Source organism: Halalkalicoccus paucihalophilus (assembly GCF_001593955.1).
Taxonomy (GTDB): Archaea; Halobacteriota; Halobacteria; order Halobacteriales; family Halalkalicoccaceae; genus Halalkalicoccus; species Halalkalicoccus paucihalophilus.
In genome coordinates, this window is record NZ_LTAZ01000013.1 from 168807 (window position 1) to 185434 (window position 16628).

Annotated in this window: 16 protein-coding genes and 2 pseudogenes; 6 read left to right on the forward strand and 12 right to left on the reverse strand. The window is 53.8% G+C overall.

Annotated features, from left to right (window positions below; all coding sequences use genetic code 11):
• Window positions 1–134: 134 nt before the first annotated feature.
• From HAPAU_RS16155 to tnpA, 3 genes are all read right to left on the reverse strand, one after another.
• Window positions 135–572, reverse strand: coding sequence for a hypothetical protein (locus HAPAU_RS16155; RefSeq protein ID WP_066384903.1), 438 nt, complete (start codon window positions 570–572; stop codon window positions 135–137).
• Window positions 569–1444 carry a ParA family protein gene (locus HAPAU_RS20220; RefSeq protein WP_084383860.1) on the reverse strand — a complete coding sequence of 292 codons (876 nt, stop codon included), beginning with the start codon at window positions 1442–1444 and terminating at the stop codon, window positions 569–571. Before HAPAU_RS20220 ends, HAPAU_RS16155 begins: the two co-directional genes overlap by 4 nt.
• Window positions 1445–1671: 227 nt before the next feature.
• Window positions 1672–2070 carry an IS200/IS605 family transposase gene (gene tnpA / locus HAPAU_RS16160; RefSeq protein ID WP_066384904.1) on the reverse strand — a complete coding sequence of 133 codons (399 nt, stop codon included), beginning with the start codon at window positions 2068–2070 and terminating at the stop codon, window positions 1672–1674.
• A 52-nt stretch (window positions 2071–2122) separates the two neighbouring features.
• On the opposite strand from tnpA, the gene HAPAU_RS22820 reads away from it, so the two are divergent.
• The 4 genes from HAPAU_RS22820 (at window position 2123) to HAPAU_RS22450 (ending at window position 4408) form a co-directional block, all read left to right on the forward strand.
• Window positions 2123–2251 carry a hypothetical protein gene (locus HAPAU_RS22820; RefSeq protein WP_281177895.1) on the forward strand — a complete coding sequence of 43 codons (129 nt, stop codon included), beginning with the start codon at window positions 2123–2125 and terminating at the stop codon, window positions 2249–2251.
• On the forward strand, window positions 2252–3493 hold the full coding sequence (locus HAPAU_RS16165) for an RNA-guided endonuclease InsQ/TnpB family protein (RefSeq protein ID WP_066384906.1): 1242 nt from the start codon (window positions 2252–2254) through the stop codon (window positions 3491–3493).
• A 176-nt stretch (window positions 3494–3669) separates the two neighbouring features.
• Window positions 3670–3954 (forward strand): AbrB/MazE/SpoVT family DNA-binding domain-containing protein, encoded by a 285-nt coding sequence (locus tag HAPAU_RS20225; RefSeq protein WP_084383830.1) that lies wholly within the window; start codon window positions 3670–3672, stop codon window positions 3952–3954.
• Between the two features lie 25 nt (window positions 3955–3979).
• On the forward strand, window positions 3980–4408 hold the full coding sequence (locus HAPAU_RS22450; protein WP_245634189.1) for a type II toxin-antitoxin system VapC family toxin: 429 nt from the start codon (window positions 3980–3982) through the stop codon (window positions 4406–4408).
• A gap of 247 nt (window positions 4409–4655) precedes the next feature.
• On the opposite strand, the pseudogene HAPAU_RS23070 reads toward HAPAU_RS22450, so the two are convergent.
• Window positions 4656–4949, reverse strand: a pseudogene (locus tag HAPAU_RS23070) (hypothetical protein); the annotation flags it as partial.
• Window positions 4950–5765: 816 nt separating this feature from the next.
• On the opposite strand from HAPAU_RS23070, the gene HAPAU_RS16180 reads away from it, so the two are divergent.
• On the forward strand, window positions 5766–6560 hold the full coding sequence (locus tag HAPAU_RS16180) for an SDR family oxidoreductase (protein WP_066384912.1): 795 nt from the start codon (window positions 5766–5768) through the stop codon (window positions 6558–6560).
• Between the two features lie 152 nt (window positions 6561–6712).
• Here the strand turns inward: HAPAU_RS16180 and HAPAU_RS16185 are convergent.
• The 3 genes and pseudogenes from HAPAU_RS16185 to HAPAU_RS16195 all read right to left on the reverse strand — a co-directional run.
• Window positions 6713–6886 (reverse strand): annotated as a pseudogene (locus HAPAU_RS16185) (NADP-dependent isocitrate dehydrogenase); the annotation flags it as partial.
• A gap of 180 nt (window positions 6887–7066) precedes the next feature.
• Window positions 7067–8044, reverse strand: a complete 978-nt coding sequence (locus HAPAU_RS16190; RefSeq protein WP_066384914.1) for an NAD(P)-dependent oxidoreductase — start codon at window positions 8042–8044, stop codon at window positions 7067–7069.
• Window positions 8037–8474: a universal stress protein gene (locus tag HAPAU_RS16195; RefSeq protein ID WP_066385200.1), complete on the reverse strand. Its 438-nt coding sequence runs from the start codon at window positions 8472–8474 to the stop codon at window positions 8037–8039. The genes HAPAU_RS16190 and HAPAU_RS16195 overlap by 8 nt, the downstream gene beginning before the upstream one ends.
• 131 nt (window positions 8475–8605) lie before the next feature.
• On the opposite strand from HAPAU_RS16195, the gene HAPAU_RS16200 reads away from it, so the two are divergent.
• Complete coding sequence (locus HAPAU_RS16200; RefSeq protein ID WP_066384915.1) at window positions 8606–10048, forward strand: SLC13 family permease; 1443 nt, start codon at window positions 8606–8608, stop codon at window positions 10046–10048.
• A gap of 59 nt (window positions 10049–10107) precedes the next feature.
• On the opposite strand, the gene HAPAU_RS16205 is transcribed toward HAPAU_RS16200, so the two are convergent.
• The 5 genes from HAPAU_RS16205 to HAPAU_RS16225 form a co-directional block, all read right to left on the reverse strand.
• Complete coding sequence (locus tag HAPAU_RS16205) at window positions 10108–11634, reverse strand: tripartite tricarboxylate transporter permease (protein WP_066384918.1); 1527 nt, start codon at window positions 11632–11634, stop codon at window positions 10108–10110.
• Window positions 11631–12254 carry a tripartite tricarboxylate transporter TctB family protein gene (locus HAPAU_RS16210; protein ID WP_066384919.1) on the reverse strand — a complete coding sequence of 208 codons (624 nt, stop codon included), beginning with the start codon at window positions 12252–12254 and terminating at the stop codon, window positions 11631–11633. Before HAPAU_RS16210 ends, HAPAU_RS16205 begins: the two co-directional genes overlap by 4 nt.
• A 91-nt stretch (window positions 12255–12345) precedes the next feature.
• A complete protein-coding gene (locus tag HAPAU_RS16215; protein ID WP_084383831.1) occupies window positions 12346–13398 on the reverse strand; it encodes a Bug family tripartite tricarboxylate transporter substrate binding protein in 1053 nt (350 codons plus the stop codon).
• Window positions 13399–13500: 102 nt separating this feature from the next.
• A complete protein-coding gene (locus HAPAU_RS16220) occupies window positions 13501–14478 on the reverse strand; it encodes an aminopeptidase (RefSeq protein ID WP_066384922.1) in 978 nt (325 codons plus the stop codon).
• Window positions 14479–15445: 967 nt separating this feature from the next.
• On the reverse strand, window positions 15446–16558 hold the full coding sequence (locus HAPAU_RS16225; RefSeq protein WP_066384923.1) for a zinc-dependent alcohol dehydrogenase: 1113 nt from the start codon (window positions 16556–16558) through the stop codon (window positions 15446–15448).
• Between the last annotated feature and the right edge of the window lie 70 nt (window positions 16559–16628).

A 16628-nucleotide genomic window follows, 5' to 3' on the forward strand; every position in this document is an offset into this window, starting at 1 on the left:
GAACCCCGTATGGGGTGAGCGAAGTAGGGTAGGGTAGTTTACGAAGTTGTCGTCACTGAGGTCGGAGCGGAACGCTGCCAAGTATACGTCCAGTCGGCTTGGTTACTCGAGCAAACGAGAGTTAACACAGTACGCTAGTCGTCAAATGTCATTCCATATCCCCAGTCTTCCAGTTGGGTTTTAACTTCGTCGAGATGATCAAGACCGGTCATTACGAGTGCTTCTCGCAGATCGGTTAGTGATACGTTGCTATCGAACTGCTCTTCGAATTCCCGAAGTGCATCACGTTCTGCGCTTTTCGTATCGCTGTGAAGGAATAGTGGGACCCGATTACGCCCATCTTGCACTCCATCGCGCCGGAATTTATATGGAATCTGCATCGGTTGAGATGAGTCTCCGCTCTCTGAACGCGTTGTACCCTCTGAGCGGACTATACCTGGATTCTCGGTGTCAACATCCATCAACTGTGTCTCACTATCAGGTTTATCGTCGACAGTTGGTGACTGTTCCTTGTCTGTGTCAGAGTCCTCAGCGAACGGGTTCTCTCCGGCGCCTTGTTTCATTCCCGTCATGCAATGACCACCTCATGATCGAGATCTCCTGGTTCAGGTGGGTTTGGTGCTTCAAGTCCAACTTCAGCCTCTAATTGACGAGCTAAGGAATCAAACTGAGCGAGCGTATTGATCTCGTAATCACGACGTCGATCACGGAACACCCGGACGTATCTAAATGCCGAACATTGCTGCATCCAGCATCCTTCCATGAGAGAAGCGCGCTCCCCAATGATTTCGGGAATAGGGTACTCGATTTCGTTAAGAATCGTTCGCTGGTCGCGTGTGTCTTTGAAGCCGATAGGGACGGCTGCTAATACACCAACTTCGACGTCAAGTTGGTCTTCAAGGCCGGCAACAAGGGATTCAAGGCCTTGAACTGCTGCCTTCCCCTTTGCACTCGGTTCGACAGGGATTACGAGTGAACGAGTTGCGTGGATTGCATTGTAGAGATGTGGTCCTTCAGTAGCTGGTGGGTCGCAAATGAGGACATCATAGTTCTCAGGGACACCTGCTTCCTGGAGGACGCGCAGAAGCTGTGAGTGCATCCCAAACGCTTCACCCATTGCTTCTGCTTGGTCTTTCTCGCGCTGGAGGTACTCTGCGAGATCAGAGAGCATATTGTGTTCGGGAATGATATCAACGCCTTCTACGGTCCGGATGAGATCGTTCAAATCGCCTTTGGGCCGGCGAATGAGATGCCGGGCGAGATTATCGACAGGTTCCGTTCGTTGGTCATCAACACCGAATAGCCGTGAGAGATCACCATCCTGTGGATCGAGTGGTACAACAAGTGGTTTGAGGCCTGCTCGCGCATGAGCAACTGCTAGATTTGCTGCGGTCGTGGTTTTCCCTACCCCCCCAGCCTCACTGTACGTTGAATACGCTAACATACTCTCTCCGATACTGCGATCCCCCATCAATGTTCGTCAGACACATTCAGTAATTCAGACATCTACAGAACGTACTGAATACCCCCTATGAATGAATGTGATGAACACAATCAATGAATGTGTGTAGTGAACATTTTCAATGCACACCGCTACTACATCTGTTCTACAGAAAACATAGCGAGAGTGCCTCGGGGCTTGACCCCGAGGGTGAATCGCGTACGTTCGATTCAAACATGCTCCGTGCGATTGATGTATCGTTCCACAGTCCGCCCGCTCATTTCCCCCGCCGTCCCCACGTAAAACGAGCGTTCCCAGAAACCGCCGCCCCAGAACATCTGTTCGAGCAACGGCTCGTGTTGTTCCCACATCTCTCGGGCGGTGACACTCTTAATCATCCGAACAATCTCGCTCGGCGCGTGCTTCGGGTGAGCCGACAGGAACAGATGCACGTGATCCGGCGCGATATGCAACGAGAGAATATCGTATCCGTACCGTCCGGCCACACCGCGGATACTCCGCTCAAGCGAGGCTTCGATCAAATCCAGTACGGCGTGCCGGTACTTCGGACACCACACGAAGCGATAGTTAATTGTATAGACAGTGTGGTTCCCGCGTCGAACTTCCATGCACAGTATACGTCGCCAGTACGCTTAAGGCGTTCCAATGCATACACTGCATGTGAGCAAAAGATACACTGTCACCGTCTCGGACGACGAAGGCGAGTGGTTGGACAGCCAACCACACCTCTCTCCGAGCGGGTTGCTCCAAAAAGCGATTCGGGAGCAACAGCGCAAGGAGTCCGAATAGATGGACCTCACGCTTCGCTTTCGTGCGTATCCCGACGACGATACCGAGAGCGAAGCGTGGCGGCACATCAATATCCACCGGCAGATCCGCAACCACGCCGTCCGCGACTACTACCGCGCTCCCCGGAGCGACCGTCCGAGTGCCTACGACCAACACCGCAAGCTCACCGAGTGGAAACGTCAGTGGTCGATGTTCGCGGATGTATCGGCTCATGCCGCCCAACAAACGGTGAGCCAAATCCACAAGGATTTGAAGGTACTCAAAGAGCACCGGAAGAACGGTCGCAAGACCGGGCGTCTCAAGTGGCAAGGGTCGGGCGAAGTTCGGTCGGTAGCGTACCAGTCGGAAGGTTTCAACGTCAATCATACGACGGGTCAAGACGACGACTTCGGTACGCTCACCCTCTCGAAAATTGGCGAGATACCGATTCGCGCTCACCGCGACCTGCCAGAGACGGAGAACGTCAAACGCGCGGTTCTCAAGAAGGAACGAACCGGCGACTGGTTCGCCTGCTTCGTGGTCGAAGTCGAACCGCCAGAGAAACCAGACCCGGACGAGATCGATCCCACCGACTGTATCGGCGTAGACCTCGGTATCCAGTCGTACATCCATACGAGCGACGACCTTTCAGTCGAGTGCTTGGACCTCGCCGACGAGTACGACCACTACGCCAAAGAGCAACGGTCGCTCGACCGCAAGCAACGCGGGTCGGCGAACTGGGAGAACCAACGCCGGAAGGTCGCCAAAGCGAAGCGTCGAATCCGGTGGAAGGTACTCGACTTCCAACACAAGCTCTCGACGTGGCTCGTTCGGGAATACGACGTGGTGGCGGTCGAAGACCTCGATGTGAAGCCGATGCTCGAAACATCACAGTCGGCAAAGAACAAACAGGACGCCGCATGGTCGCGCTTTCTCGACCTGCTCGAATACAAGGGCGACTTGCACGGAACGCACGTCATTCGGGTCGATGCTCGCGGCACGACGAAAGAGTGCAACGAGTGTAGCGTCGAAACGAGCAAGCCGCTCTGGGTCCGAGAACATTCGTGCCCGGCGTGTGGTCACACGGAAGATCGGGACTTGAACGCGGCAAAGAACATCCTCGACAGGGGACTCAACTCTCTTCATGTAGGGCCGGGACGGTCCGAATCAACGCCTGTGCAGACTGTGCTCCCTGCGTTCACTCGTCATTCAGGGCAGGTGGATGCAAAGCACGTCATCGAAGCAGGAAGCCCCGCGGCTTGACCGCGGGGTACGTTCACGAAGAGAAGAAAGCGCATCAGGAAGACACTGGCCGGGATCAGTCTTAACCAACTAGATAGTCGCGAAAGGGGGAGTTCTGTTGATTAAATTCATTCCCTCTTCTGGAATTGCGCTGACTGTACAGAACAGTTATATTGATTCCCACCGTAGGTGGGACTATGCCGAAAGTAGACTCGAAGGGACGGATTGTGCTTCCCCAGGAGATACGCGAACGGCTCGGAATCTCACCTGGAACGTCAGTCGAAGTTCACGAAGAAGAAGGAAAAGCAGTAGTCGAACCCGAAGACAAGCCAGAGCAAATCCTGAACCGAATGGATCAAATAATCGAAGAAGCTGCCGAAACCAGATCTCCAACACCGTATGGAGAACTCGATCCGATAGCAAAAGATCACGCAGACACAGTACAACGGCGAGCCCAACAGGAGCAATCCAGTGACCAGTAACGGCCCATTTCTATTCGATGTCGGTGTGACTGCGCTCGCGCACGCGGGAACCCCTGTGAGTGAAACCCCTCTCTCGTATGTAAAGCAAGCAATTCGCGGAGAGATCGAAGTAGTCATCCCGTATGCATCACTCATCGGAGCACACCATGTTCTATCATCGTTCTATGGTTTTTCGAATGAGGAAGCGTCTCGACTAATGCAGAATTTCATGGACGCCAAGCAGATTCACTGGTACGAGAAAACAACAGAGAGCAGCGTTCGAGCAGGATTCACTCTCGCAGCTGAGACTAACATCGAAGGCTGGGATGGATATTACGCGCAAGTCGCTCGCGAAGAGGGCATTGAGACCGTTCTCACTCTCGACGATGACTTCAAACAGATAGACGAATTCACTGCAAAGGTCATTCTCTCTCCTGAAGAGTTCATCACTCTGAACCAGTACTTAGGATATTAGAGAACATGGTGGCAGACCTAGTAAGGATGCTATGGTCACCGCTGTGCAGGAGATGAAATATAGGATCGTCCCTAACTAGGAAGGTACGCTTGACGAATCTAGTACCTACTCATTGAATTGATATGCTAAGTACTCTATTTCCGTATCTACGGTTAGTGACATCCTCCCCGGCGTTCACGGCAGGACTTCCCTTTCAAGGGGATTCCAGTCTGCTACTGTCGGTTTCAGTCCGAATACGCCGAAAGCGTCATTTGTGCGGGGTTCGCACTCGTCTTCCGGTATCGTTCGAAAGACGCGTTCGTCTTTCGTGATCACGAGACGGCGGAGCCGTCTCGAACGAGACTGTGGCGGTGTCACTACCGCTTCCGTCCTGTGGCGAGTCATCGCGTTCCGATTCCCAAGGAACGCTCTCTCCCCACGGGTCAACGCGATCGGCGATTTTTGCCGCCGTCGCCAGAAGCCGTCGGCTTCTGGCCGCCCGTCGGAACTCCGTTCCGGCGACCGCGTTAATATCCGCTTGAAACTCCGATACGTGGCAGTCGCGGTATCAATCTCAACTGTTAACTTCCTCGTCGGGTTCAGTATTCGCGACGATCACGACGAAGCCCCGTTCAACACACGCAGTGCCATCTCCTTGATCGCTGCAACTGCCACAGTCATTCTCGCATTTCACAATTAGAGACAGTAATAGCGTTCAGAATGTAAGCAGCAAGTCGCGTTGGTATGGTAGGCATTCTATTCGTACATGATGTAATGTCTGTACCGTTTTGAATGTCTTACAATGATATAAAGTATGTAAAGTAAATACGCTATTTGCCGTTAATACCATCATGCAAGTCAAAATATTTTATAACACCTACAACGGCTGGGAAGAAACATGAGATCGCGGACGTTTCTTGGCGTCGGATCGAGCTTCGTTCATAACTGGTCAGGTAATCCACGCCAACGGCGGTAGCTATCCGACACCGAACGTGATCAGCTCCGAGTGAAGGGTGACTGCCAGTCATACCAGGGAATAGACGTTCCGTGACTCCCCGGATACGCTCGGTTTCTCTTTCCTGACTATGTTCGAACTCTCAAGACGCTTCAGTCCACAACGGGTAGTCTGGGTGGACAGGCGGGATTCGGCGGTAATCTGTTTTCGCGTTAGCTTCTCTTCGTTCTTCAGGACGTAATATACCAGCTTCGAACTCAGCGCAATGCCTGTCTTCTGATTCGAGACCATGCTATTGGCCACCAGTAAGAGAAACCCGGGTAATAAATGTAGTTAATCACCTCGGTTCCCCACAGAGAGGACCGATTAACTCGGCGCTCTATCGGACAGTATCTATATGATCCATGCGCGTCACCGGAGTGCATGGATCTCGATTTAGAAGGAAAGAGAGCGTATCTCACGGCGGCCAGTAGCGGGTTAGGAGAGGCGGTCGCAACCGAACTGGTTCGCGAGGGCGCGAACGTCATCATCTCGTCGCACGACGAGGATAACCTTCGGATGGCCGTCGACTCGATCACGGAGGCGACTGGACGAACGGAGACGATCGACTACACGGTCTGTGACCTGAGCGACCCCGAGAGCATTCAAGACGCGACGTGGAAGGCGATCGATAACCTGGGTGGCCTAGATGTCCTCGTAACCAACCACGGCGGTCCGCGGATCGACCCGTTTTCTGAACTCTCGTTAGAAGACTTTGACACCGCCTATCAGGGCATACTTCGAAGCACGCTGCAGGTCTGTCAGGAATCACTACCCGCGCTCTCCAATGGGAGAGGTTCGATAACAAACCTCGTTGCAGCTTCTGCATTGGAACCGTCAGCAAGCGGGGCGGTGGGGAATGTCTTCCGGCCCGGGATCTACGGTCTCTCGAAGGTCCTCTCTGAAGAATATGGGGAATCCGACATCCGCGTCAACTGCGTCTCACCACGTGGAATTATGTCTGACCGGATCGAGCAGAAGCTCTCTCAACGTGCTGAGCGGCAAGGAATCTCCGAGCAGGAAGCGCGCGGTCAGCGTGTCGCGGAGCTCCCAGTATCGGACCTCGGAACGCCCGAGTCTTTTGCCCGCACCGTCGCGTTTCTGGCGTCGCCGGCTGCGGACTACGTGACCGGTGCAGTACTGCCGGTCGACGGCGGGTGGCACAGACACGCCTTCTGAGGACCGCGTTTCAAACCTGATGTCGCTGGACACCACTTGACTGGAAAAAACCGCTCGGCGTTAATTTTGTGAGATTCTCGCAACGACGCTCCAAGAGTCAGAATAGTTGTTTACGACAGCTCTTCGATGTTCTCGACGATCGCATCGGCGAAACCAGTGGCGTTGGCGGCGGACTCCAGTACGGTCTGGGCGGCGGGGGCGACGTCGACGCCGATGCCGTCGCCGTAGATGATCGGGATGGCGGGCGTTTCGGGGACCGAGAGCTTCTCGCCGTCGAATTCGATGGTCTCTCCCTCCTCTGAGACATCGACCTTGTCGTAGCTCATAGCAATTTCACAAATCCATCAGTATTATAAAATAGTGTGATTCCGCCAGCAGATACGCAAATATAGACGATCACTCAAGTGTTTGTTTCATCTTCTAATTTAATGTCATGATATATAACAAGGGTATGATATCCTCAATCGTTCAGGACGCTACCAATGAGAATTGGAAGACGTGAAGTGTTACGGTAGAACGGCTACAAACCGGTCGTCTATAGCGTTGTTCTCGAAGTAGTCGTGTGTACAATCCACAAGAGTATCGATGATATTACTCCTCGCCCGAATCGAGGAAGCGGCGATATGAGGAGTGACGACGACGTTTTCGAAATCATGGAGGGATGAATCGGCTGGTAACGGTTCGTCCTCGAAGACGTCGAGGCCAGCCCCCGCAATGTCCTCGTTCATTAGTGCTTCGATGAGTACATCTTGATCAACGATCGCTCCTCTGGCGGTATTGACGAGGATCGCTGAGGACTTCATCTGCGAGAGTACGGCTGTATCGACCATATGGTGTGTTTCCGCTGTGTGTTCGGCAGTCACCACGACTGCGTCCGAGGATCGAAGCAAGGTCGGTAGTTCGACCAGCTCGGCGCCAGTGACGTCGGTGTCGATATCGTGAACATAGGGATCGTAGGTCAACACGTCAGTGTTGAACCCGGAAAGTAGCCCAGCTAACCGCCGCCCGACGTTCCCAAACCCGATGATACCCACAGTTGTCCCTGTTACTGGCCGTGCATTGGGGACTTCATCTCGCCACAACCCGTTCCGGAGAGCGTCTTGACCAATGACGACATTGCGGTTCACGGCCAGTAGCAACGAGAGGGCGTGTTCGGCAACGGAAAGGGCGTTCATCCCAGGCGTATAGAGAACGGCTACATTATTGGCAGCCGCCGCTTCAAGGTCGATGCTATCGAGTCCTGTTCCGATTTTCGAGACCAATTGTAACGAGTCCACCGCTTTGAATACGTCAGCAGTAAGCGGTAGTCGAGACGTCGTAAACAGGACCTGTTTCCCCCGTAGTTTCTCGATCACGGCCGTTTCTGTTGGGGGAACACCGACTTCAAGAGCGAAGCGATCGTCAATTCGCTCAAGCAATCGATCACGGGGTTTGACGTCTTGGTCGATAAGCCCGGGAATAAGCTCGGAGGATTGCTCAATCATCGTCGCTCATCACCGTAAGAACGGGAGATTCCGCACTCAGCAAGATAGATTGAGTCACACTCCCGAAGAGTACCTTGCCAACCTTGGATCGGCTTCGACCGCCGATAGTGATGTAGGATGTGTCCTCTTTACCGGCGTACTTCAAGACTTCTTCCGCGGGATCACCGACGAGACCGACGGCCGTATACTCTGTATCGACAGTCGCACCGGCGATGTTATCGGCGATTTTCTCTGCCATCTCACGGATCGTTTGGACGTCGATCGTCTGACGAGTCTCATCGACGCTCGCCCGCTCGAGTTCCTGAAATCGAGATTGATTCAACACATGCACCACATGTAACGGTTCATTGAACGCGTTCGCCAGCCTTTGTCCTTCATCCACGACAGCAGATTCGGACTCTTGGTTATCCACTGCGGCAATAACGACCATGCTACCCGTATACATAAACTAGGCCCTATTATAAGTTGTACCTCTTCCGACCGTCACCCTGATAGCAGGACTACCGGTCGAAAACGAGTGCTTCGGTAACTTTTTGCAGAGGAGTGATAATAGCACCGTTAATGCGATTAGATCGGTTCGGAGAGACGCGTATCCTACCGTTTCTTCCTTCTGTGCGGAGCTTTGGACTGGCGCTTGCACTGGTTGTGCTCGTCATCGGTATTCTCTCTCCACCTCCGGCAGGGATGACTCAAGAAATACAACTAGTTCTGACAGTGTTCTTCTTCGCTCTCGTGTTATGGCTCACGAAGGCGATTCCCTACACCCTTTCGAGCGTTCTGAGTGTAGTGTTGTTGTTCACGTTAGAGCTCACGGATACGTTCGAGGAAGCTGCTATTGGCTATGCATCCTCGCTCTTTTTCTTTCTGTTCGTCCTCCTGTTGTTAGGGAACGCGATCTCCAAAGTGGAACTCGATGACCGCGTCGCGAAGGGACTCCTGTCGTCACAGAGCACGCCTCGTCGAACAATTCGGTCGTTGGCTAGCAACCTACTGATCCTGTCGTTTTTCATGCCATCAGCCATGGCTCGGACAGTAACGTTCATCCCAGTCGTTCGCCGCCTGACGACGGTTTACGGACTGGACCAGAACAGCAACTTCACTCGGTCCTCGTTCATTCTTCTCGGTCATGTAAACCCCATCGCATCAATGGCACTGATGACGGGCGGTGGCATGGCGATCATCACTTCCGAGATCATCAATTCCACGGTCAGGGCCGTCACTTGGGTCGAATGGGGGATCCTGATGATCCCACCTACGTTGGTCCTCTACGGGTTGGCAGCGATAAGCGCCGGACTGATTTACGGTGTCAATGATACCGTTACCGTCGAAGAAAGCGCCGACGAAGGGGGACTGGGAGCCGATGTTGATGAGGAGCCGCCGCCGCTGACTCGCGATCAGCGCATCGTTGCAGTCGTGATGCTCGGCGCGATCCTTGGGTGGGTTATCGGGTCGTTCATCGGACTACCGACGATTGTTCCGGCGATCGGTGCTGGAGTGATATTGGCAATGCCTGGGATCGACATCATCACGACCGAGGATATTCGGGACGTGAGTTGGGGCGTCCTCTTCCTCATCGGGGCGATGTTCTCTATCCTCAGCGTGATGGAGACATCCGGCACGCTTGGGTATGTGGTCGATGGTATAACTCAATACATAGCGTTTTCATCGCTCCCAACGTGGCAGGCAGTGACGATCCTCCTGATATTGGCCGTCTGCATTCGAGTGTTCTTCTCGACCGCCTCTGCTGCGATCGTTATCGTCCTCCCGATCATCCTCGAGTTCGGCGAGATCAGTGGTGCGAACTCGTTGTATCTCGCGCTATCGGTACTGATCCTTATTGGGTCGACTACCTTCCTTCCATTCAACACATCTGCAGTTCTCATCTCGTTCGATAGGGGACCACTCACCAACCGCGAAGTGTTCGGCTTTGGCTTCGTGACGATGTGCCTCGCCGCAGTCATCATCTCGCTGTCATGGTTCCTCTATTGGCCCCTCGTTACCTGAGTGCTGCCATTAGAATAGTTATGGAGGATCGGAAAAGAAGCCGCGAAAACCGGTCTATCTCAGGACAGCGCTCGTTCAAGCCGCGGTTTTACGAACGGTCCAACGAGCATCACGATCGTCATCAAGAGGAGCCCGAACGCGATAGGCTGTTGTCCTGGGCTCAGGAAGATGGAGTACTCACCGCCAGAGATCTGTAACGATCGTAGGAGGTTTTCCTCGGCGATCGGCCCTAAGACGACCCCAAGGACGAACGCGATCACCGAATAGTTGTACTTGACCATCAAATAGCCAATGAGACCGAGGAGGACCAGCGTCAAGATGTCCATCCAGTTGTTGTTAAGGGTAAACCCACCGACCATAGAGAGGACGACGACGATTGGGATGATCACGTGGGTGTCGATCTGTGTTAGCCGTCCCATCCGCGTGACGAATACGACACCAACAAACAGGATAAAGAAGTTCCCGATGAGCAGTGCGATAAGGAAGGTGTACGTCAGGTGGAGATCCGTCTCGAACAACTGCGGTCCCGGACGAAGCCCGTGCATTAGCAACCCACCGAGTAAGACTGCAGTCGATCCACTACCGGGAATTCCGAAGGCAATCGTTGGGATGAGTGAACCACCGATAGTGCCGTTGTTAGATGCCTCTGCTGCGATCACGCCTGAAGGCTCTCCCTTGCCGAATCGGTCAGGAGTAACCGAGCTCCGCATCGCCTCGCCGTATGCAATAAAGTTCGAGACGGTTGCACCAGCTCCCGGGACAGCTCCAATAAGCATTCCAATGTATCCCGATTTCAAGAGAGTCCGAGGGTGCTGGAACGTCTCACGGACGCCCGCGAGACTATTGCCAGTCATCTTGATCGCGGAATCAGCGATACCACCCTGCTGACCGGCGAGTTTTATCATTTCAGCGATAGCGAACATACCGATCAACGCGGCGATAAAGTCGACCCCGTTTCGAAGACCGATTTGGCCAAATGTGTACCGGAGTTCCGGAGAGTTCGGTGCGATACCGATCGTTGTTATCATCAACCCAAACCCACCAGAAATGATTGCTTTGACAATAGATCCACGAGCAACGATAGCGATCATTGCTAAACCGAGGACTGCCATCATAAAGTTCTCCGGAGAGCCGAACAGAAGGACGACCTCGATAAGCAACGGTGAAATGAGAAGGAGAGTTAGTACCGATAAAAATCCGGCTACGGACGAAGCCGTCGCGGACATCGATAACGCATCGACTGCTCGTCCTTGTTTCGACATCGGATACCCATCAAACGTCGTCGCAGCGGCGGCACCGGTGCCGGGGACGTTGACGAGGATCGCCGAGATACTACCGCCGTACATTGCGCCACTATACATACTCACCAGAAGGACAATTGCATTGACTGGTGAAAGCGGAAGGGTAAGAGGCAGGATGATGGCCATGCTCAACGAGGATCCAACACCGGGGAGTGCACCGCCGATCATACCGAGGATGAGCCCAACAACGATCCACAGGAGTGTTTGACCAGTAAAGACGAGGCTGATCGCTTCGGTCAGTGCTCCGATCGCTCCCACCTGTGCAACGAGTCCGAGTCCACTCATTTGAGAGCCTCCATAAGCGAGATGCCAGATATGTTCAATACTCCCGAGGGGAACAGTATTTCACCGCGATCGAGAGGTACACCGAGCAGCCCCATGAACACGTCACCGATGACGATCCCGAGAACGGTGAGTGCAATAGTCATCTTCCACGAGAGCTTAAACCACCGGGCATACACGAGCACAAAAATCGGTGTAGCGAGATAGATCCCGATAGCGAAGCTAAGCACCGCATAGCCGACTATGGCGATCGCAGTGAACAGCGAATCGTGAATCGGACGACCGACAACAGATAACTCGGTTGCTTCTGAAGAGGAAGCTGTCTGCTCCGATGTAGACTGCTCAAGCTTCTGGCTTAGTTCATCATCAGTTTTGAATACCTCCGGTTGTTCGGTGAGGAGAGTCGAAACACGGTCCGGGAGGTAGTTCCGGGATATAAGTAATACCGAGCCAATAAACACGGTCCCAGCTGTGAGCCGTGGGAATCGGGCAGCACTAACGCTCTGAAAGTTGAACGTTCCCCAGAGCATGTACGCCGAACTCACGAGCATAATGAGGAGAAGTAACGTTTCCATATGAACGAACTTCTCTGAAAATCGTTTGTACTGTTCTTCAAACGTCATGGTGATTTGGTGTGGGGGGTTCGAACAACATATGTTGATAGTAATTCATGGTCATATCGCGATTCTTTGAGAGGGGTGGCAAACAGCTGGTTCAGGCGGATTCCCTGACTTCTTCGAGGTCGACTTGGTCGGGGATATTCTCGAAGGCGTCGCTAACAGCCTCTTCGGCGACATCCGGTCCGCCGTACTCAAGTACGTTGCCAGTATCCTCGGCCCACTGCTGAAGCTCCTCGTTTTCGAGGCTAGTTTCAAGTGCCTCTGTAAGCGTTTGAATGGGCTCATCGGGCGTTTCCGGTGGCACATACATACATCGGCGGAGTTGACCGAGGTAATCGATGTTCGGATAGCCGACATCGGTGACCGCCGGGAGGTCGGGAAAGACCCCCGTACCCTCGCTGGAGAGAGAAACAACAGGGTCGATCCTCCCGTCTTCGGCGGCACCTTGTGCGGCCGTATCGGTACTAATCGCAGCAGGCACTTCACCTGACGTGGTTGCCTGCACGGCGGGTCCGGAACCGTCGTAGCCCACGTAGCGTTGCCAGGCGAGGTTATACTCCTCGTTGTCCCTCATCAACAGTGCCAGGACGTGATCGACCCCACCCTTTTGCTTCCCGGAGAATGCCTCTAGCTCTCCGGACTGGTACCGGCTAACCAGATCTTCGAACCCTTCTATCTCGTATTCAGGGTTGGCGACAATAACGAACGGAGTTCGAGCGTATGCGCCAACGCCCTTGAGTTCCCGTATATCGAAATCTGGGGGGTTGACCATCGCGGATACCGGAGTAGACGGGGGATTAAACCCACCAAAGGTATAGCCATCGGGCTCAGCCAGAGCCAGCTCGCCGGTCCCGCGGAGAGAGGCAGCACCCGGGATGTTCTCGATAGCAATGTTAGTACCGAGCTCCTCACCCATGATAGGGATCATCTGTCGGGCGAACGTGTCAGTACCACCACCTTCTGAAAAGGGAATGATGTATCGAAGATCCTCGTTCGGATACCCGTCTCCGTTGCCTCCATCCCCTCCACCGCCTCCAGCCAGGTTTTCGGTGCAACCCGCCAGTCCAGTTGCTAATGTTGATGCTATACCGACATTTCTCAAAACTCGCCGTCGACTAGTGTGATGGTCCGTGGTTTCTTCCCTCATGCATCTGTGATACATCGGTAACACCAAATAAATGTTTTGGTCGGTCAATCATGAGGAACGGTGAGAATTATACAGCAGTTGCAGTGTATTTCGGCTACCTGATTAGAAAAATGTGAACTCACCGTTATCTAGGACGACTTCGCCGTCAAGTTCCAGTGTGGGTTCTGCCATCATCGCGTCGAAATGAACCGGGGCACGCGTTGTTCCACCGAGATTGCTACTCGTGCCGATACCGAAGTGGACGTTACCGTACCGACCGTGGTCGTTAGAAAACCAACCGTTGAATTCGGGGCACTCAGGGTTCATTCCGACCGCAAGCTGAGCAATGTTGTAGACTGCAGGGTCATCGTGTTCAGACCAGACATTCGCGATACGGTCGGCTTCCCGCCCCCCTTCAACGGACGTAACTGCTCCGTCTTCGATCTCCATTTCCACAGGTGTTTCAAGAACACCGATATCCAGATTCGGAATTGCACCGTCGAAAACGACTGTTCCGTTGGTTGTTCCCTCGACAGGAGCAATGTTCGCCTCAATATGGACGAGTGCGGTGAATTCGCCGGGTTCGTCAGCGATACCGGGATGAGCGTTTCCGGATCTTCCTTCCAGACCCACCGTGACATCCGTACCCTGTGGAGAGGTGATTCGCGCTTCATCAGCTTCGCCGAACTTTCTACCCATCTCTTCGCAATGGGGCCGCATCCCGACATAATCCGCATATAGACCCCCGCGAATGAGCTGTTCGCCAGTGAACTTTACCATGCTAATAATTCGTGCACCGTTTTCCTTCGCTTCAGCCGCTGCCGACGAATGAGTGATGGATCGATGGACGGGAGTGATAATCACGTCTGCCTCCATCATTGCCGCTGCCACAACCTCCTCGGGCTCATTACCGTCATATTCTCGCGGGTCCATAAGAGTCATGGTGACATTCGCATCACGTTCCTTTGCAGCAGCAGCGACTCTCTCTGCAACATCGGCGACCTGCCAATCAGAAACCACGAGGACGTCCTCACCGGGTTCGATTGCAGCACAGGTTTCAACAACAATACTCGCTCCTTTCATCTCTTGGACAGAGTCCATGACTCGACATCACACAGGCGGATACTAATACGTTCCTGAACCGGCCAGCCTGTTTCACAGTACTTCACTTCCGAGCATCCATTCCTATATTCGACGATCATTCGCCGTACCAATTTTAAGCTTATTTACACGCCTTCTGGGTCGCTCTTTCTATACCTGATCAAGGTCTGAGGCGAATGCCGCTCCACTCCTCCAAAGTCGAGCCGTTTGGTCGATCGAGACACTCCGAATTGGAGTTTCCGTAGCGTCCGTATCAACACCAATCCGGATCACGCTCTTTGGATGACCAATTCGAATCACGCGAGTTCGCACGACTGTGTATCGACACGGGTGCAACCATATTCGACGGTACTGGTCTGCCGTACTGGGCAAAATGGATATCTACAAGGAATACCCAGTGTTCTATTCATTAGGGGACTTCGGGTACGGAACAGAAATAGTCGAACGGCCGCCCACCGAAAATTTCGATTACTATGACGTCAGTGACATCCTCCCGCGCCTAAAGGCGCGGGCTTCCCACGCCCACTAACAGGCGGTTCGTTGAGAGATTTACGGTTGCCGGTCCAACGAACCGGAGGCGGTGCCACGCCGCTGTTACTCCTCTCCTGCTCAGGACTCGGAGTTACGTGATTGTTTTCTGTCGGTCTGCGTCCCACGGGCTTACGTTTTGATGAAGCAAACACCGAGTCAACTGTCAGTTTGTGGAACGTCAAGACCCGGCGGGAAACCGAGGGGTTGACGACCGAGTATACGTCCGTAGGGCACCTAATCTTTCCGATACGGGCGTTTGAACAGATGAAGACGCCGCCATATCCCCGCCCTGAAGGCCGGAGTTTTGGCGGCTGCGATTCATAACGAGAGCGAAACCTTCCACAGCGGGGAACCCCAACCTCGCTACCGGTAATGACGCGAAGGCGATTCTGACGCGGTTCAAGGCATTGTCCAAACCGTTGGCCATAGTGTGGCATCACTTATCGCTGAGGATGATCTGTGCCGGTCCAAGCGCATCATACTCCCGTTTATCGAGTGTAACATCTACTGCCTTCCCGAACGATTCAAGACCGTCGAACTCATGTGTGACGTACTCATCGATAGGAATTTCATCAGAGGCGACAAGGTCGGTGGCGAGTTCGCCGGTATCGGTCCCGGGACCAACGTTGACGACGCCCTTTCGTGGGTTCTTCCAGCGAACCGCTTTTGAACGGAGAGTACGAGGTGTGATCTCGATATCTCCTTCGACATGACCGACCTGAAGAACTGTTGCACCGCATCGAACCGCACGAAATGCTTGGGCAAGAGGTTCGTCACCCATAGTAGCGTGTGACTGCTCGCCACCGACCGCCGCGAACGCGACATCGGCGCCAAATCCGTCCGTGGCTGCCCTGATCTCTTCTACCGGATCGGTCGCGGACGCATCTATCGGCGTCACGCCATGGTTGGCAACGATCGAGAGCGGTCGTTGCCTAATATCTACGGCATACACCTCTCCCGCTCCGAATTGCTTAGCGAGCAACGCACACTGAAACCCCATTACTCCTGTACCGACAACGAGGACGTTGTCGCCGGGACTAATCCCCGCGTCGATAGTACAGAGGACAGAGCTAGCTAACGGCTGGAGCGCTGCGCCTTCGATATCAGAGACGCCGTCAGGGAGGTGTCGGAGCGGGTCAATCGGAAGCCGAACGAATTCTGCGAGTGCCCCCGATCTGTCGTAGCCGATGGAAGTAGTGTTGGGACAGTAGCTGGTGTATCCTGCACGGCAGTACGGGCAAGAACCACAATGAATCTTTCCGGGTGCGTACACGCGGTCGCCGACGCTGAATTCCTCAACAGCTGGGCCGCACTCAACAACCTCGCCACAGAACTCGTGGCCAAACAACTGAGCTCCATTCTCCCCCTCGGTAATTGCCCGTTCGACGGTATCGTAATGGGCAACCTCCTTACCTCGATAGAGAGAACACTCGGTCACGCTCAATTGCACCCGTGAGACGTCAATCAGTACTTCTCTCTCCCGCGGCTCAGGGCGGTCTACATCCGCCACACTAAACGATCCGAAATCTTCGACGACAATTGCATCCATATCGATCCGTCCACGGGCTAGTAGAAATATCCTCGGACGAGCGCAATACCCAGTAGGACGTACTATAGGA